The sequence below is a fragment of the Haliovirga abyssi genome (assembly GCF_030295325.1).
Classification (GTDB): Bacteria; Fusobacteriota; Fusobacteriia; order Fusobacteriales; family Haliovirgaceae; genus Haliovirga; species Haliovirga abyssi.
Genome location: NZ_AP027059.1, coordinates 297,202 through 317,289 on the forward strand (window position 1 = coordinate 297,202; position 20,088 = coordinate 317,289).

Annotated in this window: 20 protein-coding genes; 18 read left to right on the forward strand and 2 right to left on the reverse strand. The window is 25.8% G+C overall.

The window, feature by feature from the left end; genetic code table 11:
* Positions 1–39: 39 nt before the first annotated feature.
* The gene (locus RDY08_RS01375; RefSeq protein WP_307904638.1) at positions 40–1,773 is read right to left on the reverse strand and encodes a GAF domain-containing sensor histidine kinase; all 1,734 of its coding nucleotides are present in this window, start codon (positions 1,771–1,773) and stop codon (positions 40–42) included.
* A 260-nt stretch (positions 1,774–2,033) separates the two neighbouring features.
* Here RDY08_RS01375 and RDY08_RS01380 point away from each other — a divergent pair, with 260 nt between their 5' ends.
* The 14 genes from RDY08_RS01380 to RDY08_RS01445 all read left to right on the forward strand — a co-directional run bounded on the left by RDY08_RS01380 (position 2,034) and on the right by RDY08_RS01445 (position 16,118).
* On the forward strand, positions 2,034–2,525 hold the full coding sequence (locus tag RDY08_RS01380; protein ID WP_307904639.1) for a thioredoxin family protein: 492 nt from the start codon (positions 2,034–2,036) through the stop codon (positions 2,523–2,525).
* Between the two features lie 305 nt (positions 2,526–2,830).
* Entirely contained in the window at positions 2,831–4,429 is a 1,599-nt protein-coding gene (locus RDY08_RS01385; protein WP_307904640.1) for a methyl-accepting chemotaxis protein, read from the forward strand.
* Positions 4,430–4,818: 389 nt separating this feature from the next.
* The gene (gene rsxC, locus RDY08_RS01390; protein WP_307904641.1) at positions 4,819–6,135 is read left to right on the forward strand and encodes an electron transport complex subunit RsxC; all 1,317 of its coding nucleotides are present in this window, start codon (positions 4,819–4,821) and stop codon (positions 6,133–6,135) included.
* Between the two features lie 18 nt (positions 6,136–6,153).
* On the forward strand, positions 6,154–7,104 hold the full coding sequence (locus RDY08_RS01395) for an RnfABCDGE type electron transport complex subunit D (RefSeq protein ID WP_307904642.1): 951 nt from the start codon (positions 6,154–6,156) through the stop codon (positions 7,102–7,104).
* Complete coding sequence (locus tag RDY08_RS01400) at positions 7,097–7,621, forward strand: RnfABCDGE type electron transport complex subunit G (RefSeq protein ID WP_307904643.1); 525 nt, start codon at positions 7,097–7,099, stop codon at positions 7,619–7,621. The genes RDY08_RS01395 and RDY08_RS01400 overlap by 8 nt, the downstream gene beginning before the upstream one ends.
* 13 nt (positions 7,622–7,634) lie before the next feature.
* Positions 7,635–8,240, forward strand: coding sequence for an electron transport complex subunit RsxE (rsxE, locus tag RDY08_RS01405; protein ID WP_307904644.1), 606 nt, complete (start codon positions 7,635–7,637; stop codon positions 8,238–8,240).
* A 12-nt stretch (positions 8,241–8,252) separates the two neighbouring features.
* Positions 8,253–8,837, forward strand: coding sequence for an electron transport complex subunit RsxA (gene rsxA, locus RDY08_RS01410; protein WP_307904645.1), 585 nt, complete (start codon positions 8,253–8,255; stop codon positions 8,835–8,837).
* 18 nt (positions 8,838–8,855) lie between these two features.
* On the forward strand, positions 8,856–9,857 hold the full coding sequence (gene rnfB, locus RDY08_RS01415) for an RnfABCDGE type electron transport complex subunit B (RefSeq protein ID WP_307904646.1): 1,002 nt from the start codon (positions 8,856–8,858) through the stop codon (positions 9,855–9,857).
* Positions 9,858–10,210: 353 nt separating this feature from the next.
* Entirely contained in the window at positions 10,211–10,870 is a 660-nt protein-coding gene (locus RDY08_RS01420; protein ID WP_307904647.1) for an ABC transporter permease, read from the forward strand.
* 17 nt (positions 10,871–10,887) lie between these two features.
* Positions 10,888–11,949 carry an ABC transporter ATP-binding protein gene (locus RDY08_RS01425; protein ID WP_307904648.1) on the forward strand — a complete coding sequence of 354 codons (1,062 nt, stop codon included), beginning with the start codon at positions 10,888–10,890 and terminating at the stop codon, positions 11,947–11,949.
* A gap of 100 nt (positions 11,950–12,049) precedes the next feature.
* Positions 12,050–12,670, forward strand: coding sequence for an ABC transporter permease (locus RDY08_RS01430; RefSeq protein ID WP_307904649.1), 621 nt, complete (start codon positions 12,050–12,052; stop codon positions 12,668–12,670).
* A gap of 192 nt (positions 12,671–12,862) precedes the next feature.
* A complete protein-coding gene (locus RDY08_RS01435) occupies positions 12,863–13,153 on the forward strand; it encodes a DUF427 domain-containing protein (protein WP_307904650.1) in 291 nt (96 codons plus the stop codon).
* 84 nt (positions 13,154–13,237) lie between these two features.
* Entirely contained in the window at positions 13,238–15,229 is a 1,992-nt protein-coding gene (locus tag RDY08_RS01440; RefSeq protein WP_307904651.1) for a putative bifunctional diguanylate cyclase/phosphodiesterase, read from the forward strand.
* A 16-nt stretch (positions 15,230–15,245) separates the two neighbouring features.
* Positions 15,246–16,118 carry an ABC transporter substrate-binding protein gene (locus tag RDY08_RS01445; RefSeq protein WP_307904652.1) on the forward strand — a complete coding sequence of 291 codons (873 nt, stop codon included), beginning with the start codon at positions 15,246–15,248 and terminating at the stop codon, positions 16,116–16,118.
* A gap of 178 nt (positions 16,119–16,296) precedes the next feature.
* Here RDY08_RS01445 and RDY08_RS01450 read toward each other — a convergent pair whose 3' ends face one another.
* Positions 16,297–16,626 carry a hypothetical protein gene (locus RDY08_RS01450; protein WP_307904653.1) on the reverse strand — a complete coding sequence of 110 codons (330 nt, stop codon included), beginning with the start codon at positions 16,624–16,626 and terminating at the stop codon, positions 16,297–16,299.
* Between the two features lie 162 nt (positions 16,627–16,788).
* Between RDY08_RS01450 and RDY08_RS01455 the strand changes: the two genes are divergently transcribed.
* The 4 genes from RDY08_RS01455 to RDY08_RS01470 all read left to right on the forward strand — a co-directional run bounded on the left by RDY08_RS01455 (position 16,789) and on the right by RDY08_RS01470 (position 20,088).
* A complete protein-coding gene (locus RDY08_RS01455) occupies positions 16,789–17,151 on the forward strand; it encodes an MmcQ/YjbR family DNA-binding protein (protein ID WP_307904654.1) in 363 nt (120 codons plus the stop codon).
* A gap of 38 nt (positions 17,152–17,189) precedes the next feature.
* A complete protein-coding gene (locus RDY08_RS01460; protein WP_307904655.1) occupies positions 17,190–17,858 on the forward strand; it encodes a response regulator in 669 nt (222 codons plus the stop codon).
* Positions 17,855–19,294: a sensor histidine kinase gene (locus RDY08_RS01465; protein WP_307904656.1), complete on the forward strand. Its 1,440-nt coding sequence runs from the start codon at positions 17,855–17,857 to the stop codon at positions 19,292–19,294. Before RDY08_RS01460 ends, RDY08_RS01465 begins: the two co-directional genes overlap by 4 nt.
* A 182-nt stretch (positions 19,295–19,476) precedes the next feature.
* Positions 19,477–20,088 (forward strand): SHOCT domain-containing protein, encoded by a 612-nt coding sequence (locus tag RDY08_RS01470; RefSeq protein WP_307904657.1) that lies wholly within the window; start codon positions 19,477–19,479, stop codon positions 20,086–20,088.

Here is a 20,088-nt window from a genome sequence, read left to right on the forward strand (position 1 = left end):
AGTTTTATAATGTAGTTTTACTTTTTAAAAATTTTTAAATTAATCAGAATTAATAGGGAATTCTACATAAAATGTAGTACCTTTATTAACTTCGCTTTCAAACCATATGTTACCATTTAATTGTTCTACCAACATTTTTGAAATTGGCATACCAAGGCCTGTACCTTTAGAATGATTGTCTGTATTTTCTATTTGTTCAAATTTTGAAAAAATTTTATTTTTATTATTTTTGTTAATTCCTATACCACTATCTTTTATTTTAAATCCTATTTTGCTATCTTTACTATAAGTTGAAACTTTTATAGTTCCAAAATTAGGAGTAAATTTTATAGAATTAGAAATTATATTTGAAATAACTTGTAACATTCTATTATAATCTAAATCTATAAAAGGTAACTCTTCTGCAATAAATTCAACATCTATAGATTTTTCTTTAGCTTTTTCAGAAAATTCTTTTATAGATTTATTTAATAACTCATTTAAATTAGTAGGGGTTAAATCAAATGTCATTTTTCCAGCTTCTAATTTTGAGAGATCTAATATATCATCTACAATTATTTTTAAACGTTTAGATTCAGAATAAATAATATTTATAAACTCTTCAGTAGTTTCAGGGTCGACTCCACCATAACTAAGAGTTTCTAAGTAAGCCATAATAGATGTTAAAGGTGTTCTTAATTCATGAGAAACAATAGCCAAAAATTCATCTTTTGCAAAATCTAATTTTTTTAATTCATCATATGCTTTTTGTAAATCTAAAGTACGTTTTTTAACTTCTTTTTCTAAGTTGAAATTTAATTTTGTATTTTCTAAAACTGATGCAGTTTGCATAGCAAAAATTTCTAATAATTGAATATCTTCTTGAGTAAATTTTTTATCTGATTCTATTTTTATTATTGCATTTAATTTTCTATTAGAAAAAAGAGGTAATGCTAAAGAGGTTTCATTTTTTGATAATTTCCAATAATTTTCCTTTTTACTGTTTTCTACTAATATATCATCTAAAGTTTGAAGATTTTTAAATACCAATTTTTCATTTTCAAAAGTAACTTTTTTTATTGGAGATTCTATTATATATATGCAGGCATTTGTAAAATTAAACCCCATTGGCGAGGATAAAGCTACAAGATATTTTGTCAATACTTCAAAATATCTTGTAGAGTCATGAATTTCTTTTGTAACATAGTGTAGCATAATAAATTGATCAACTTTTTCTCCTAACATTTTTTGATGTTCAATTAATTTTTCATTTAAAAGTATATTTTCTATTGTAGATACAGTTTGTTGAGCATATATCTCTAATAGCTGAATATCTTCAAAAGATATTCCGCAACTTTTATCTGCTACTAGAATAGCAGTTATTTTATTATTGTTGTTTAAAATTGGTATTGCAGTTGAAGTATTTGATACAGAATTTGTAGAAGCCTTAGAATAAACAGCTGTATTAACAAATCCACCAGCTTCAGTAAGAGAAAAAGTCTCCTTTTTTAATTCTCCAAATTCATTTAAAAATAGTTTTATATTAAAATTATTTTCATCGTCTGGTAATATTATAAAAGCATTTTCATAATTAAATCCACCAGAAGTTATATTAGTAAGATAATTTTTCCAAAGCATTTTAGAAGTTTTGGATTCGTGTATAGTTTTATTTAAGTAATAAAGCATCATATAGTTATTTGTAATATCTCCTAATTTAACTTGATTTTCCATTAGTTTTATATTTTTCTCTTTTATTTTTTTTATTTCATTTTCTAATTCATGAATTTCTATCATAATAATCACCTCTTTGAAATTTTACCTTATATTTACCAAAAAAACAAATAAAATTTATAAAAATATATAATTTGGTTATTATTTTTTTTGAAATGATTAAATTCTAAACAAAATATTGATTTTTATAAAAAAACAAAGTATAATAAAATATAAATGATTTTATTTTATGAATGTTTTAAAAACGGTTTTATTGTTTTTTTAAATTTTTTTAAAATTCTTTAAAATTTATTATAATTAAAAAATAGGAAGGTGTATAGTATATGGAAATAAAAAATGGAATGGATTACGAGGGATATTTAAATTCATCTCTTGAAGAGTATAAAGAAAAACAGATAAAAGTTAGTAATTTTATAAAGTTAGAAGAAAAAATCATAGAAAAGTTAAAGGAGATAAAATCTGAAAAAAATATATTAGTTTTTGCAGAAACTTATTGTCCTGACAGTAGAGAAGTAATGGCAGTTTTAAATGAAATGAAAAAGTATGTTAAAATTAATTTATATATTTTTCCTAGAAAAGACAATGAAGATGAATTAAAAAAAATAACAGGATATGCTAAAATTCCAACTTTAATAAAATTAGATGAGAGTAAAAAAATTACTAATAACTATTTTATAGAATTTCCAGAAAAGTTTAGAGCTATATTAAAAAATAAAAGCGAGACAGAAATAAAAAATAAGATTCATCAATTTAGAAGAGGGGAATATAACCATTTGATTGTAGAAGAGATTATAAATAAAATGTTTGATGCCTAAAAAAGATTTAGTTTTTTAAATACTACTATATATAGTAGTTAAAAATTATATATACCTATATGTAGTATGAGGATTTTAGAAACTTATTTTTATAGTTATAATCTTAAAATAAAAAAAAGGAAAAATAGAAAAATAGAGTATAATATATTGTGGTGTTAAAGAACGATTAAAAAAATAATGTTCTCATCTTTTGTTATAAAAACGCTTAAAACATTGCGTATTTTATAACAAAATGGAAATGTTATTTTTAAGATGTTCCTAAATAAATAAAAAAATTAAAAAATATAAAAAAGGGGGAGATAAAAATGAAATTAAGGAATAAGTTTATAATTCCAACAGTAGGAACAGTAATTCTAATATTTATAGTTATGATATGGGTGGTTAGAAATCGAGATTATAAAATAGGAATGGCAGAATTAAACAGTAAAGTAGAAAGAGTTTCAAGTATTATAGGATTTACAAATATAAATAATATATGGAATTTTGATGAAGATGGTATGAAAAAGAATTTAAATTCATTTTTTAAAGATAAAGAGATTATATCAATCGTATTAAAAGATGCGGATGGAAATGTAGCTTCAAAAGTAGAAAGAAAAGGGAAAGGGGATTTAATAAAAAAAGATATAAAAATAGTAAATGGAAGCGATAAAGTTGGAACTGCAGAGGTGGTTTTTACTGATTATTATGTGAAATCTAGTATATCATCGCAAGTGAATTTTTTGATAATAACAGTTATAATTATAATTCTTATATTAATAATAGTAATATTTATAATTTCCAAAATGATAACGAATCCAATTGATGATATGGTGAAAATTTTAAATAAAGTTGCTGGAAAAGATTTAAGAGAAAAAGTAGTTATAAAAACAAAAGATGAGATAGGAGTTTTGGGAAAAAATATAAATAATGTAGTAGATATATTGAAAGAGTCAGTTTCTGATATAAGCGTAAGAGCTTCTAATTTAACAGCTATTTCTGAAAATTTAGCAGCAGCTTCTGAAGAAAGTTTTAGAAGTGTTGAGAATGTGGGAGAAATATTAGAGGATGCAAAATTAAAAGCAAAAGATTCTGTATCTTATCTAGATAACATAAATGAAATAATGTTAGAAATGGATAAATATTTAGAACAAAATGATAAAAATTCAAAACAAACATCACAAGATGCTAGTAATACAGTTGAAAGCGTAAAAGAAGGGGTGGAAATAGTAACAAAAGTTGCAATTAGTATGGAAGATGTAAAAGTTCAAGTGGCAACATCATCTGATACAGTACTAAAATTGGCAGGTTTATTAGAAAAAATAGATGATTTTTCTCAAGTAATAACTAAAATATCAGAACAAACTAATCTTTTAGCATTAAATGCCGCTATAGAGGCAGCAAGAGCTGGAGAAGCAGGAAAAGGATTTGCAGTTGTTGCAACAGAGGTGAAAAATCTAGCAGAAGAATCAAATAAAGCTGCAGAAGAGATAGGAAATATGGTTAAAAATATAAGATCAGAAGCAAATAGATCAGTTGAGATGATGAAAGAAACTCAAAACAGAGTTACTGATGGAAGTGAAAAATTATCTTTAGCTACAAAAGTTTTAAATGAAATAAATAGTTATGGAGCAAATATGGCGAAAAATATATCTACAATAGTTGAATCTTTAGAAACTCAAAATAGAGAACAATTAAAAATAAAAGATGAATTAGCAACAGCAGTAAAAGCATCGAATGATAATTATAGCTCTATGGAAACAGCTTCTGAAGGATTAAAAGATCAAATTGGAGCAGTACAAGTAGTATCTGAATCAGCAACTGAAGTTGTAAATAATTCAGAAAATTTAGCAGGTCTTGTATCAGAATTTAAATTAAGTTTGGAAAAAAGTGAACAAAATGAAAAAGGATTAAAAGAAAAAAATTAAAAGAAAAAATATTTTAATATATTTAAATAGTCAATATACAGAGAATAAAAAGAAAGCCTATGTTGACACGATAAACTATAAAAAATACTATAGTTTTATTGTGGCATAGGTTTTTTTTATATTATCCATGTCAATACGTGGCTAATATTATCTTTTGTTTTTGTTATGATTTTATCTAATATATAAATATCTGAATTGTAATAAAAATTAAATTAAATTGTAAAGTCATATTGTATTTTTGTTCAATATATGTTAATATACTAAAGATATTGTAATATTATAAGATGAAGATGTGAAAAAAAGTATTTGATTTATATTGATAAATATATTAAGATATAGTATTATAATATATTTTTAAAAAAATAAAAAAATCGAGGGAGGGAAAACGATTGAAGCTATTTACTTTTAAAGGAGGAATACATCCACCAGAAAGAAAAGAGTTAGCAGAAGATAAAGAAATTGAAGTTTTTGCTGCACCTAAAGTGGTATATATTCCGCTAATTCAACATATAGGGAGTCCACTAGATCCTTTAGTAAAGGTTGGCGATGAAGTCAAAGTTGGGCAAAAGATAGGTGATAGCAAAGGGTTTATGTCAGCACCAGTTCATTCTTCTGTATCTGGAAAAGTTTTGAAAATAGTAAAACATCCATTTCCAGTTAATGGGTATGCGAACAGTGTAATTATTGAAAATAATGGTGAAGATGAATGGATAGAATCAAAAGCAGTAGATGATTATACTAAATTATCATCAGAAGAATTATTAGGAATTGTGAGAGAAAATGGAATAGTTGGATTAGGAGGAGCAACATTTCCTACTCATATAAAACTAAATCCACCAAAAGATAAAGTGATTGATACTCTTGTAATTAATGGTGCAGAATGCGAACCATATTTAAATGCAGATAATAGATTAATGATAGAATATGGGAAAGAATTTGTAGAGGGAGTAAAAATAATACTTCATATACTTGGAATAAAAAAAGCAGTTATAGGAATTGAAGAAAATAAAGAGGAAGCAATAGAAAAAATTCAAAATTTAGTAGCTAATGAAGATGGAATTGAAGTTGGAGTATTAAAAACAAAATATCCACAAGGTGGAGAAAAACAATTAATAAAAGCATTATTAGATAGAGTAGTTCCTTCTAAAAAATTGCCTTCAGAAGTTGGAGTAGTAGTGCAAAATGTGGGAACAGCAAAAGCTATTTATGATGCTGTCGTAAAGGGAAAGCCAATAGTAGAAAGAGTTTTAACAGTGAGTGGATTAGGAGTAAAAACGCCTAAAAATCTTTTGGTTAGAATAGGTACTCAATTTAAAGAAATATTAGAATCTGTAGGAATTGATGAAGAAAAAACAGAAAAATTAATAATGGGTGGTCCAATGATGGGATTAGCTCAATTTACAGATGAAGTACCTGTAATAAAAGGAACATCTGGTATATTAGCGTTAACAGAAAAAGAGATGAATAGTTATGAATCTAGAAGTTGTATAAGTTGTGGGAAATGTGTTTCAGTTTGCCCAATGAACTTAATGCCTTTAATGTATGCTAAATTAGCAAGATTTAAAGAATGGGGAGAAATGGACAGATATAATTTAATGGATTGTATAGAATGTGGAAGTTGTCAATTTATATGTCCTTCAAATAGACCATTAACAGAAGGTATAAAAATTGGAAAAGCTAAATTAAGAGGAATGAAAAGAAAATAAAAGGAGGTAAAGAAATAGATGAATAAGAAATTGAGAGTTTCTCCTTCGCCACATATAAGAACAAAAGAAACTGTTGAAAATGTAATGTGGGATGTAGTAATAGCATTAACTCCTGCTATATTAGCAGCGATATATTTTTTTAGACTAGGAGCTGTAAAAGTACTTTCAGTATCTATAATAACAGCAGTAGTAAGTGAGGCAATAGCACAAAAATTAATGGGAAGAAAAATCCAGATAAAAGATGGGAGTGCAATAATAACAGGAATATTATTTGCATTTGTAGTTCCACCAACATTACCATGGTGGATAACTATGATTGGGGCAGGAGTATCTATAATTTTAGGTAAAATGGTTTTTGGAGGATTAGGGCATAATGTATTCAATCCTGCATTAATAGGAAGAGCTTTTTTGTTAGCATCATGGCCAGTAGCAATGACAAGTTGGATTGGCGTAGATGGAAAAGCTGGGCCTACAATTTTAGGAGTATTAAAAGAGCATGGATTTTCAAAAGTTTTAGATATGTTTGGGAATCAAGGAGCTATGTATACGAAACTATTTTTAGGGAATGTAGGAGGGTCTTTAGGAGAAACTTCTGTATTAGCACTATTAATAGGAGCTGGATATTTATTATATAAAAAACAAATTACATGGCATACTCCAGTAGTTTATATTGGAACAGTATTTGTATTAATGTGGATATTTGGACAAGATCCATTAATGGAAATTATGTCAGGTGGACTTATATTAGGAGCATTCTTTATGGCAACAGATATGGTAACAACTCCATATACATCTAAAGGAAAAATATTGTTTGGACTTGGAGCTGGAATATTAGTTGTTTGGATAAGATTAAAAGGAGGGTATCCAGAAGGAGTAGCTTATTCAATTTTATTAATGAATGGAGTAACGCCTCTTATAAATATGTATACTAGACCTCGTATCTTTGGGGGGGTGAAAAATAATGGGTAAAATCATTCATTATGGATTAGTGCTTATGACAATAGCTGTTATTTCAGCTGGAATACTTGGATTTGCGGATATTAAAACTAAAGATACTATTGCAAATATAAATATAAAAATGGAAAAAGCAGCGATGAAAGAAGTAATGCAAAAAGTTAAAAAATTTGATAAATCAAAAGAAAAAAAATCAGGAAATTTTAAATTTATACCTGGTTATAATAGTAATAATAGCTTAGAGGGATATGCTGTAAAAGTTGTAACACCTGGTTATGGTGGAGATATAGTTTTTATGTTAGGGATAGATTTATCTGGAAATATAGTTGGATTAAAAGTAATCTCTTCATCAGAAACACCTGGACTTGGAGCTAATATAAATAAGAAAAAATGGCAAAAACATTGGGTTGGTAAAAATAGAAATTATAAATTTAATAAATCTGTAGATGCTTTTGCAGGAGCTACAATATCTCCAAGAGCAGTTTATAGAGGAATAAGTGAAGCACTTGCTGCTTTTGAAAAAATTAAATAAGGAAGGTGAAAAAATGGCTGAGAATAAATATTATAGTACATTTATAAAAGGGATATTTAAAGAAAATCCTACTTTTGTATTATTATTAGGATTATGTCCTACGCTAGGGGTTACATCTTCTGCAATAAACGGTTTTGCAATGGGAGCAGCAACTTTAGCGGTACTTTTTGTATCAAATATACTTATATCATTAATTAGAAATATAATACCTGATAAAATAAGAATACCAGCATATATAATGGTAATAGCTTCATTAGTAACCGTTGTAGATATGACAATGCATGCTTATGCTTATGATCTTTATAAAGTGTTGGGACTATTTATACCTTTAATAGTGGTGAATTGTATAATACTTGGGAGAGCAGAAGCTTTTGCATCTAAAAATGGAATTTTATTATCGGCTTTAGATGGATTGGGAATTGGGTTAGGATTTACATTGTCATTAACTGTATTAGGAGCAATAAGAGAAATTTTAGGAAATGGTTCAATATTTAATATTCATTTATTTGGAGCACATTTTCAACCTGCTATAATATTTATATTACCTCCTGGAGCATTTATTACAATAGGATTTTTAATGGCAGGAATAAATATAATAAAAAATAGAAAAACTAAATAGGAGGTGTAATAATTGGAATTAAGTAAGCTTTTTGCGATAATAATAGGTTCAATATTTATAAATAACTTTATATTCTCAAGATTTTTAGGGCTTTGTCCATTTATGGGAGTATCAAAAAAGATAAGTTCATCAGTAGGAATGGGAATGGCTGTAACATTTGTAATGACATTAGCATCTTCTGTAACTTGGGTAGTGTATGAATATTTATTAAAACCGTTTAATTTAGAATATTTACAAATAATAGCTTTTATATTGATAATAGCTTCTCTTGTACAATTTGTAGAGATGGTAATACAAAAAACAAGTCCTAATTTATATAAGGCTTTAGGAGTATTTTTACCATTGATTACAACCAATTGTGCGGTTCTTGGAGTTGCAATATTAAATATTCAAGAAAAATATAATTTTATAGAAACAACAGTAAATGGGTTTGCAGCAGCAGTTGGATTTACAATGGCTTTATTATTGTTGGCAGGAGTAAGAGAAAGACTTGATTATGCAGATGTACCAAAAGCATTTCAAGGAATTGCAATAGCATTCATAAGTGCTGGGTTATTGGCTTTGGCATTTATGGGATTTAGTGGAATGAAAATATAACCTGATTGGAGGTAAGTTATGGGAGCAATATTAATACCAGTATTAGTTTTAGGAGGATTAGGACTGTTTTTAGGAGGATTTTTAGCATATTCGGCTAAAAAATTTGAAGTTAAAATGGATCCAAATGTAGAAAAAGTATTTGAAGCATTACCAGGAGCAAATTGTGGAGCTTGTGGATATCCTGGATGTAGTGGTTATGCAGAAGCAGTAGCTGGTGGAAAAGCAGAAATAAATTTATGTGCACCAGGTGGTGGAGCAGTAGTTGAAAAAATAAGTGAAATAATGGGATTGAATGCGGATATTGATGAAGAAAAAAAAGTTGCACGAGTTATGTGCCATGGAGATAATAGTAAAACAACTAAAAAATTTGAATATGATGTAACTTTAAAAAGTTGTGCAGCTTCTAATCTATATTATATAGGAGATAAAAGTTGTACATATGGATGTTTAGGATATGGAGACTGTGTAGCAGTTTGTCCTTTTGATGCAATTCATATAAACGATAAGGGAATAGCAGAAGTTGATGAAGAAAAATGTACTGCTTGTGGAAAATGTGTAATTGAATGTCCAAAACATATTATAAACATAGTTCCTGAAAAAAGTAGACATACAGTATTTTGTTCATCAAAAGATAAAGGAGCAGATTCAAGAAAAGTTTGTGATGTATCTTGTATAGGGTGTGGAATATGTGCTAAAAATTGTCCAGTTAATGCAATTACTGTTGAAAATAATTTAGCAAAAATAGATCCAGAGATATGTATAAACTGTGGAATATGTGAATTAAAATGTCCAACAAACGCAATTAAAAGTGATATAAAAGAGATAAAAAAAGCACATATAGAAGAAGAAAAATGTGTAGGGTGTACAATGTGTGCAAAAGTTTGTCCAGTAGATGCAATTGAGGGAGAATTAAAACATAAACATAAGATAATAGAAGAGAAATGTGTAGGATGTGGAGCTTGTGTGGAGAAATGTCCAACTAAAGCAATAACATTAAATACAGTAGTTGAAAAAAATTAAAACTTAAGAGTAAAAATAAAGATAAGCGTTATGCTTATCTTTATTTTTTTGTAAAATTATTTTACACAATATAAAAAAAGGAAAACTAGAAAAAAAGAGTATAATATAGTATACGAAAATATATAATTGTATATTATTTTAGTATACAATGATTAGACCCCCAAAAGGTAGTTTTCTAAAATCATACCACTACATATAGTTTCGTAAAAACTTTCGAACACTATATGTAGTGGTATGAAGAAAACTAAATACATTTTTGTGGATCAATCATACAATTATAATACGTGAAATATAATTTTTTGTATTAAATTAAGCGCTGAAAATATTAAAATTTAGAAAGTAGAGTAAAACAGATGAAAATTTTAGATTATTTATTAAGAAATAAAGATAAAATAATTTTAGAAACAGCAAATCATATATTTTTAGTTTTTGTATCAATAATAATTGCTTCAATATTTGGGATTTTAATAGGAATATTTATATCTAAAAATAAAAAGAAAGAAAAAATAGTATTAAAAATAGCAGAAATATTTATGACTATTCCAAGCCTGGCATTATTTGGAGTTTTGGTAATAGTTTTATCACCATTAAAAATGGGGATAGGAAAAGTCCCTGCTATTATAGCACTAGTTATCTATTCGTTAATGCCAATAATAAGAAATACAATATTAGCAATAAATAATGTAAGAAATGAATTAATAGAAGTGGCGGTAGGAATGGGAATGAGTAAAACAGAAATTTTATTTAAAATAAAAATACCTTTAACCGTTCCAACTATAATGGCTGGAGTAAGAAATTCAGCAGTTATGGGAATAGGAATAGCAACAATTGGATACTATATTGCTTCTGGTGGATTGGGATATTTTATATTTTATGGATTAACACGAGGAAATTATGAAATGGTTATTTTAGGAGTTATTATTTTAAGTTCATTAGGAATTTTAGTTAATTATTTATTTTTAAAATTAGAATATTTTTTGACACCTAAAGGAATTAGAGAAGATAAAAAATAGTAAAGTTGGAGGATAAATTGAGTATAGAATTTATAAATATAAGTAAAAAATATGGGAAGTTTTGGGCTTTAAAAGATATAAATTTGAAATTACAAAAAGGTAAAATAAATATATTGATAGGAACTTCCGGTTCTGGAAAAACTACATTGTTGAAATTAATTAACAGATTAATAGATAGAGATAGTGGAGAAATTTTAATAAATAATAAAAAAATTAATGATATTGATGTTATTGAACTTAGAAAAAGTATGGGATATGTTGTACAAGAGATTGGACTTTTTCCACATTATACAGTTTATGAAAATATAGCAGTAGTTCCAAAACTTTTAAAATGGGATGAAGAAAAGATAAAAAACAGAGTTTGTGAACTATTAGAAATGGTAAATTTAGATCCAGAAAGATTTATGGATAAATATCCACGAGAATTAAGTGGTGGTCAGAAACAGAGAATAGGAGTAGCAAGAGGTTTGGCATCTGACCCGGAAATAATACTTATGGATGAGCCATTTGGTGCTATAGATCCAATAAATAGAGAGGAATTACAAAATTCATTTTTAGAGATTCAAAAGAAAATAAAAAAAACAATAGTATTTGTAACTCACGATATAAGAGAAGCATTAAAATTAGGCGATTATATAACAGTTATGAACAAAGGAATAATAGAGGGAACAGGAAAAAAAGAGGATATAATAAAAGAAACTAAAAATAGTTTTATAAAAGATATATTGGGAGATTTTAGTTATATAAAGTATTTAGAATTTATGAACAGTGATAATAAAATAGAGGAGATAAAAAGAATAGAGAATCAAAATAATGTATATGAAGATAAACAGATAGTATATAGTGATTTTTCTGAAAATTATTATTTTCTTACAGATAGAGAGGAAAAGTTTGTTGGGTATTTAAAAAAAGAAGAATTTAATAAAAATATGAAAAATTTAAAAAAAGATTTTATAGATGAAAGTTCAAATTTATTAGAGGCTTTAAATAAAATGATTTTTAATAAGGAAACAATGATACCTGTATTGAATAATAAAAAACTTATTGGGGTATTAAGATTTGAATCTATTATAGAGTAGTAGCGGTTGACCTATGTTGTCCAGATATTAATATATATATGGGCGAACACAGGGGTTCGCCCATACAGTGTTATTTTTAAACAGTTTATAAGGAGAAAATATGGGATTTGATATATATTACATTTTAGAAAAAATATTTCAACATTTATATATTTTTATAATCTCTTGGGGAATGGCTATAGTTGTAGGGAGTCTTATATCTATATTTATTACAAGAGAAAAACATAAAAAAATTGGAACGAAAATATTGATTTTAACAGGAACATTACAAGCAGTGCCGAGTATTGCTATTATTGCTATAATTTTTTTATTTGTAGGAATAGGAATTGTTCCTGCGATAATATCTTTATTTTTATATAGTTTAGTTCCAATTATATTTAATAATACATCAGCTTTATTAAATGTAGATAAAAATTATATAGAGATTGCTAAAGGTATGGGTATGAATAAAAAGGAAATATTATTAAAAATTGAAATTCCATTATCAATGTCATCTTTTTTTTCAGGAATAAAAAATGCTGCAGTTATAGATATTGCAACTGCTACTGTGGCTTCTGCAATTGGAGGTGGAGGTTTAGGAGAAATAATATATATAGGAATTAGTAATTTTGATAATGAAAGTATAATTTTAGGATCTTTATTGGTATCTTTATTGGCAATTTTTGTGAATGAATCTATAGAAATAGTAGAAAGAAAAGTAATAAAATATAAAGAATATTGATAAAAGATGGAGTATTAAAAGTTTATGAAAACTATGGTAAAAAATAAGAAAACAAAAAAGAATGCAACGCAGAGACGCAGAGGTCGCAAAGATTCACAGAGGAAAACTTGTGTAGAAAATAACATTTAGAAATGGATTTAAAAAGGAAACTTTATTTGACAATATTATAAAAATACATAGGAGGTGAAAACAATGATAAAAGTAATGTTTAATAACACGCTTATAGCTGAAACTAATAATTGTATAGCTGTAGAAGGAAATTATTATTTTCCACTAGAAGATGTAATGATAAAATATTTAGGGAAAAGTGACTATCATACAGTTTGTCCTTGGAAAGGTGATGGAAGTTATTATAATTTGAAAGCAGAGGGAAAAGTAGTAGAAAATGCAGCTTGGTATTATCCAGAGCCAAAAGAAGAAGCTAAAAAAATCAAAAATTATATAGCATTTGATAAAAAAGTATTTAATATTTCAGAGGAATAAGAGGATTAGAAAAAACAGGGTATGTTGCCACGTGCCCTGTGGATATATTTGTAAATAACTAATGATAGTGGGGGAGGGAAGCAAATGAGTTATATAATTTTAGTAGTAATAATTTTAATTATTTTCCATATATTTATTCATAAAAAAAAATTATATTTACTTCCTGAAAAAAATAATAATCCTATTATTTTAATAAGGAAAAAGAAAATTAAATATATGAATGGAGCAGCAAAATGTATATTTTATCAAAAAGAAGATTTGGATATATTAGAAAATGAAGTAATGAAAAGTAATTATAAAGAATTTGAGGTTAAAATTAATAATAGTTATTATAATTTTAATGTAAGTACAATAGATAAAAATTCATATAATTTATATGGAAAGAATATAACAAAATTAAAAGAAACAGAAAAAAAATTAGAAATCACGTCTAAAATATTTGAAATATCTAAAGATGGAATATTAATATTGGATGAAAATTTTGTTATAATTGCAGTAAATGATGCATTTACAAAAATATCTTTATTTACTGAAGAAGAATATATAGGAAAAAAGATATGGGACACTACAGGGTTACTTGAGAGAAAAGAAGAATTTAAAAATATACTGAAAGCTTTATTAAAATTAGATTATTGGGAAGGAGAAACATGGTTTAGAAAAAAAACAAAAGAAATTTATAACGTATATTTAAAAATAAAAATAATACGTAGAAATAAAAAAATTATTAATTATATAATTTCTATAGAAGATATAACGTATTTGAATAAAATAGAGCAAAGAACTAATTTTATTAAAAATTATGATCTGTTGACAGGACTACATAATAGAAATTTTATTATAGAAAAAGTTGAAAAATATTTTGCTGAAAATAAAAAAATTTATTTATTATATTTGGATATTGATAATTTTAAAAAAGTTAATGATTCTTTAAATTACAAAGCTGGTGATAAAATTTTAAATGACTTGTCAGAATATTTGAAAAGTTGTGTTAATAGTTCAGATGAATTGGGAAGATTAGAAGGGGATAAATTTGTTTTATTATATGAAGAAAAAGATTATAATGAAAAAGAAATTTTAGATAAATTATATAAAATTTTTAAATTACCATTTAAAACATATGAAAATCCATTTTTAGATGAAGTAAAAGATGTATATTTGAATTTTAGTTTAGGGATAGCATATTCTGAAAATAGTAACAAAAGTGCTTTTGATTTAGTAAAAAATGCGGAAATAGCAATGTACGATTCAAAAGTTGATAAGAAAAATAGTTTTAGAAATTATGAAAAACTAAAAAATAGAGATTTGATAAAAGAGGTAGAATTAGAAAGTGATTTAAGAAAAGCTATAGAAAATGATGAATTTATAGTATATTATCAGCCACAAATAATGATACCAGAAGAAAAAATATTAGGAATGGAAGCATTAATAAGATGGCAAAGTCCAAAAAGAGGATTTGTAAATCCTGGTGGATTTATTGAATTTGCAGAAAAAAGTGGACTTATAGTAGAAATAGGAGAAATTGTATTTGAAAAAAGTTGTAAATTTTTTAAAGAACTTATGGAAAATGGCAGAAAGGATTTACTGTTATCAGTAAACTTATCACCATTACAATTTGATGATATAGATTTAATAGATAAAATAATGAGTATTGTAGAAAAATATAATATACCTACAAATAAAATTAAACTTGAAATCACAGAGAGTTTAATAATGAAAGATATGGATAATAATATAAAAAAAATGGAAGAGTTAAAAAGTTTAGGTTTTAAATTTTCAATGGATGACTTTGGGACTGGCTATTCTTCACTTAGCTATTTGAAAAATTTTCCATTAGATTTTTTGAAAATAGATCAGAGTTTTATAAGAAATTTGCGTGATGATGAAAGCGATAAAAATCTTGTGAAAGCTATTTTAGATATTGGGAAAATATTTAAATTGGGTGTAATAGCAGAAGGTGTAGAGACGAAAGAACAATTAGAATTTTTAAAAGGGATAGGAGTAACCGAAATACAAGGATATTATTATAGTAAACCAATAAGTGATACAGAGTTTATAAAATTTTTAGAAAAAGAGTAAAAATTAGGAGGAGAAAATGAAAAAATTATTATTGTTAGGTATCTCATTACTGTTATTTGTTAATGTAATGGCAAAAGATGTTGTAGTTGGAGCAAAAATGTTTACTGAAGGGTATGTTGTATCAAATTTAATATCAGAATTACTGAAAAAAGATGGATTTAATGTAAAAGAAAATTTTGGAATGAGTTCTTTCCCACTTAGAAAAGCACAAGAGACAGGTCAAATAGATATATATCCAGAATATACTGGAACTGCATGGGGAGCTTATTTTAAAAAGAAAGAATTGATAAAGAATCCTAAAAAATTATATGAAGAAGTAAAAAAATTGGATTATCAAAAAAATAAGTTGGTTTGGTTAGATATGATAAATGTGAATAACACTTATGCTTTAGCCATAAGAAAAGATTTTGCTAAAAAATATAATTTGAAAAGTTTAACTGATTTGGCAAATTTGATAAAAGTAAATAAAAAAATAAAATTTGGAATAAATCCTGAATTTTATAAAAGAGCAGATGGATTTTGGGCAATGGCGAAACATTATAAAATGAAAATAAAAAGAAATGAAGTTAAATTAATGGATGCGGGAATAGTATATCAAGCTGTGGCAAGTAAAAAAATAGATGTAGCAATGGCATATTCTACAGATGCTAAGATAAAAAAATATAATTTGAAAGTATTAAAGGATGATAGTAGTTTTTTCCCATATTATAATTTAGCAGTTGTAGTGAGAGAAGAAACTTTGAAAAAATATCCTGAAATAAGAGAAGATTTAAAAGTGTTATCTGATAAATTAACAGAAGAAGATTTGATAGATTTGAATTATAAAGTTGATGTAGAGGGGAAAGAACCTAAAGAAGTTGCAAAATGGTATTTGAAAAATAAAATGTAAAAGTTGTTTTTAAGCCATTCCTAAATAAGAGATAATAGATTATTATAATCTATTATCTCTTATTTTTTCATCTAATAGGAAAGTATAAATTTATTCAGAAAATAAGCTACGCCATTTTTTTGAAATATGCGATTTTTCAAAGCAAAATTTTTCAGAAACCAAAAATTTAGAAAAACATTTATGTTCTACCAGATGAAGCGGAGTTTATTTTTTTATAAAGTATTATTTCCCAATTTTGAGTTGTATTTTCTAATTTAAAATAGTATGCTATATATGCAATAGATAAAAGTAGGAATATGAGAAATATTATATATAGAGATATAAAGTTTAAAATTAGAGATAGAGCTAAAAAGATAAAAGTAAATAATATTGTAAACAGCATTATGATTAAATGAATTAGTCGTTCGTGGGATAATATAGTTATGGCAGTTCTATGGATATTTATATCTAAATTTTCAGATGTTATGTAGTTGTTATGTTGTGTTATGAATTCATTTATATTTTTCATTTGAGATGACCTCCTTGATTTTATTTAGGAAGGCTTAAAAACAACTTTTATATTTTATTATAAAATATAAAAAACTTATTTTTTAAACCTTCCTTAATTATACTTTATAAATGTGTTAGAAGCAATAGATGATTTAGCCACAAAAATAATGGAGGGATTTTTATGAATATTAATGATTTGAAAAACTATTGTTTGAATAAAAAAGGAGTTTATATCGATTTTCCTTTTGATGATAGAACTATTACTTTTAAAATAGGGTCAAAGATGTTTGCACTTTCAGATATAAAAACAGGTGAAGAAAAAAATTTAAAGGTAAATTTAAAATGTAATCCTGAATTAGCAATGGATTTGAGAAATATTTATGAAGGAGTTATTCCAGGATGGCATATGAATAAAAAACATTGGAATAGTGTATTTTTGAATAGTGATATCCCAATTAATGAAATTTTTAAGATGATAGATCATTCATATGAATTGGTTTTTAAATCTTTGAAAAAATCAGAAAAAGCAAAGATAGAGGTATAAAAGTAGAAAAAAATATTATTTCTGAAAGGAGAAGAATTATGAAAAATGTATTAATTGTGGAAGATGAAAGTGCAATGAGAAAAATAATAAAAGATTATTTGATTAGAGATAATTTTCGTGTTTTTGAAGCAGAAGATGGAGAAAAAGCCATTGATATGTTTTATAGTCAGAAGATTGATTTGATAATTTTGGATATAATGATTCCAGGTTATGATGGATGGTCAATTTGTAGAAGAATAAGAGAGGATTCAACAGTTCCAATTATAATGTTGACAGCCAGAAGTGCAGAAGAAGATGAAATTTTTGGATTAGAATTAGGAGCTGATGAATATATTACAAAACCATTTAGTCCTAAAGTATTAATGGCAAGAATAAAAAATATTTTTAGAAGGGTTGAAAATAGTGACAATGAAAACGGAAATACAGAATTTGGAGAACTTAAAATAAATAATAAAAGTCATCAAGTATATTTAGAAAATAAAGAGTTAAAATTATCTCCAAAAGAATATGAGTTATTACTGTTTTTTTCGGAGAATAAAGATAAAGCTATATCAAGAGAAGAAATTTTAAATAAAATTTGGGGATATGACTATTTTGGAGACTTGAGAACTATAGATACACATATAAAAAGGTTGAGAAAAAAATTAAATGGGAAATTTATTATAACTGTAAGAGGAACTGGATATAGATTTGAGGTGGAAGAATGAAAATTAAAATGTCTTTAACAATAAAATTTTATTTGATAATAGTATCTTCTTTGATTTTTGCAATAGGGATATCTATATTGATTAGTAATTTTATGTTGAGTAAATATTATATTGTGCAAAGGGAAAAAAAGATAAAGAATATAGCTGTAACTTTACAAGAAATAGATGTTAATTCAGCTTTTAAAGATGAATTTGAAAAATTAAAAAACAAGAATGATATAAATATATTATTTTTAAATAAAGTTCCAGATTTTATAGCAGAAAATTCAATGTTACAAATAATGATGGCATTAAGTTATGTAACGAAAGATGAAATAAAAAGAGTTTATAATGGAGAGATTATATTAAAAAAAGAGTATAGTGTTATAACTTCTAGAAATGAAATAATTGTACTTACTAAAACTAAAAATGGAATAATATTAGCATTAACTAGCTCAATTGCTTCTGTAAAAGAATATGTAAATACAGTAATTAGATTTGGGATATTTACTGGAATAATAGCATTAATTTTAACAATTTTTATAAATGGATTTTTTGTAAAAAAAATATTATTTCCATTGAAAAAGCTAAAAGAGATAGCGGAAAAAATGGCTAAATTAGATTTTAGTGATAAATTTGATATTGAAACAGGAGATGAAATAGAAGAATTTGGGAAAACATTTAATTATTTATCTAATGAATTGGAATTTAATTTAACAAAAATAAAATCTGTGTCAGAAAAATTAACTCTAGAGATAAAAAAAGAGAAAGAGATAGAAAGAAAAAGAAAAGAATTTATTGGTAATGTAAGTCACGAATTAAAAACTCCAATAGCGTTAATAATGGCATATTCAGAGGGGTTAAAAGATAATGTAGCAATTGTAGAAGATAGAAATTATTATTGTGATGTAATATCTAGTGAAGCTAAAAAAATGGACAATCTAGTAAAAGAATTATTAGGATTAATGAAAATAGAAAAAGAAGAAAAAAAATTGAAATTTGAAAAAATAAAAATAAGAGATATAATAAAAAAAACAATTAAGAAATTTGATTTTGATTTGAAAGAATTAGGGGTAAAATTGAAATGTAGTAAAAATCAGAATAACGATTATATTGTTATGGCTGATATTGTGAAAATAGAGCAAGTTTTAGATAATTTAATAAGTAATGCGATAAATAATGTAAATAAAAATGGAATAATAAGTATAGATGTATTAGAAAAAAATAGTAAAATTGAAATTGAGATTTATAATTCTGGCTCACATATACCAGCAGATAAGATAGATGAAATATGGGAACCGTTTGTAAAATTAGATAAATCGAGAAATAGAAAATATGGTGGAACTGGTCTTGGATTATCAATAGTAAAAGGAATAATAAAAATACATAATAGTGAAATTAAAGTTGAAAATATAGATAATGGGGTGAAATTTTCATTTTTTTTAGAAATGGCTTAAAAACAACTTATTCTTTGAATATTTTTTAGAAATAGTTTGAAATTTGGATTTTATCACAAATTTAGATTAAAAGTTCATAAAAGTTTACTAAAGTTGTCACGAATTTGACACATAAAAAGAGTATACTGTTTATAAGAGGTGGAGACGTCCATATGACTAAAAATCGAAAAGGAGTGAGAATTATGAAAATCAGAATGTTTATTGGTGCATTATTTATCTTAGCTATAGGAGCTATTGCGTATGCAAATGTTGGAAATTTTAGAGGTGGTATGATGGGGGGGGGAATACAATGCAATGGAGTGTATAACAACACAAATGTTAATAGTGAAGAAAGCAAAGTAGTAGATGAATTTGTAAAAAAATTAAAAGGGAAATACAAAGTAGGAGAAAGTGAGAAATTAAATCCAGATAAATTAACTGGAAAAGAATTGGAAGAACTTGGAGATTTAGTGATGGATGTAATGATTCCAAATAAATATCAACATGAAACTATGGATAATATGATGGGTGGAGAAGGTTCAAGTAGATTAACAGCAGTACATCAAAATATAGCTTATAACTATTTAAGAGGAAATGGTTTTGCTGGTATGGGCATGATGGGTATGATGGGGAATGGAATGATGGGAAATTGGAATAATTCATATAACTCAAATAACTCAAATAACTTAAATAGATTAAATAATTCTAACAGAGGTCAAGAATCAGCATTAGAAATATTACAAAGAAGATATGCAAATGGAGAAATAACAAAAGAACAATATGAAGATATGAAAAAAGTACTTAATAAAAAATAG

Excerpts from the sequence above, each read along its gene's own strand:
- RDY08_RS01430 (WP_307904649.1), top strand. The coding sequence starts at position 12,050 with ATGGGATTTGATATATATTACATTTTAGAAAAAATATTTCAACATTTA.
- RDY08_RS01385 (WP_307904640.1), top strand. The coding sequence starts at position 2,831 with ATGAAATTAAGGAATAAGTTTATAATTCCAACAGTAGGAACAGTAATT.
- rnfB (WP_307904646.1), top strand. The coding sequence starts at position 8,856 with ATGGGAGCAATATTAATACCAGTATTAGTTTTAGGAGGATTAGGACTG.
- RDY08_RS01455 (WP_307904654.1), top strand. The coding sequence starts at position 16,789 with ATGAATATTAATGATTTGAAAAACTATTGTTTGAATAAAAAAGGAGTT.
- RDY08_RS01460 (WP_307904655.1), top strand. The coding sequence starts at position 17,190 with ATGAAAAATGTATTAATTGTGGAAGATGAAAGTGCAATGAGAAAAATA.
- RDY08_RS01435 (WP_307904650.1), top strand. The coding sequence starts at position 12,863 with ATGATAAAAGTAATGTTTAATAACACGCTTATAGCTGAAACTAATAAT.
- RDY08_RS01465 (WP_307904656.1), top strand. The coding sequence starts at position 17,855 with ATGAAAATTAAAATGTCTTTAACAATAAAATTTTATTTGATAATAGTA.
- RDY08_RS01470 (WP_307904657.1), top strand. The coding sequence starts at position 19,477 with ATGAAAATCAGAATGTTTATTGGTGCATTATTTATCTTAGCTATAGGA.
- RDY08_RS01400 (WP_307904643.1), top strand. The coding sequence starts at position 7,097 with ATGGGTAAAATCATTCATTATGGATTAGTGCTTATGACAATAGCTGTT.
- rsxE (WP_307904644.1), top strand. The coding sequence starts at position 7,635 with ATGGCTGAGAATAAATATTATAGTACATTTATAAAAGGGATATTTAAA.
- RDY08_RS01445 (WP_307904652.1), top strand. The coding sequence starts at position 15,246 with ATGAAAAAATTATTATTGTTAGGTATCTCATTACTGTTATTTGTTAAT.
- RDY08_RS01380 (WP_307904639.1), top strand. The coding sequence starts at position 2,034 with ATGGAAATAAAAAATGGAATGGATTACGAGGGATATTTAAATTCATCT.
- RDY08_RS01375 (WP_307904638.1), bottom strand. The coding sequence starts at position 1,773 with ATGATAGAAATTCATGAATTAGAAAATGAAATAAAAAAAATAAAAGAG.
- RDY08_RS01450 (WP_307904653.1), bottom strand. The coding sequence starts at position 16,626 with ATGAAAAATATAAATGAATTCATAACACAACATAACAACTACATAACA.
- RDY08_RS01420 (WP_307904647.1), top strand. The coding sequence starts at position 10,211 with ATGAAAATTTTAGATTATTTATTAAGAAATAAAGATAAAATAATTTTA.
- RDY08_RS01440 (WP_307904651.1), top strand. The coding sequence starts at position 13,238 with ATGAGTTATATAATTTTAGTAGTAATAATTTTAATTATTTTCCATATA.
- RDY08_RS01395 (WP_307904642.1), top strand. The coding sequence starts at position 6,154 with ATGAATAAGAAATTGAGAGTTTCTCCTTCGCCACATATAAGAACAAAA.